Source organism: Psychrobacter sp. CoH-33_TS_01, from assembly GCF_058189395.1.
Genome location: NZ_JBVGQI010000066.1, coordinates 1 through 260 on the forward strand (window position 1 = coordinate 1; position 260 = coordinate 260).

1 protein-coding gene is annotated in these 260 nt (G+C 63.5%); it reads right to left on the reverse strand.

Translation table 11 applies throughout. The features are described 5' to 3' along the window. A partial coding sequence (locus tag ACZ2XM_RS15565) for a pilus assembly protein TadG-related protein (RefSeq protein ID WP_490619025.1) occupies window positions 1–244 on the reverse strand: 244 nt, incomplete at its 3' end. Window positions 245–260 lie beyond the last annotated feature (16 nt).

Consider the following 260-nt stretch of genomic DNA (forward strand, 5'->3'; position numbering starts at 1 on the left):
GGCTCCAGATGCCGCACGTCACGGTAGCCGTCGATGTTCCCGACAGCAAGCTTGCCGGCACGTTCGTCACTTGATTGACCGCAGTCGTTGCTGCCGTGCAAGTGGCGTCGCTGGCGGCCTGCGTAACAGCAGAAAGCGCGGCCAAATCGGCAGCCGACTGCATATGGCGTCGTTCGGCATAGTAGCGTCCGATATCCGTCGCCCCCAGCACAATGACCGCTATCGCCAGGAAGATCGTCGCCATGATCCCGGCGCCGCCG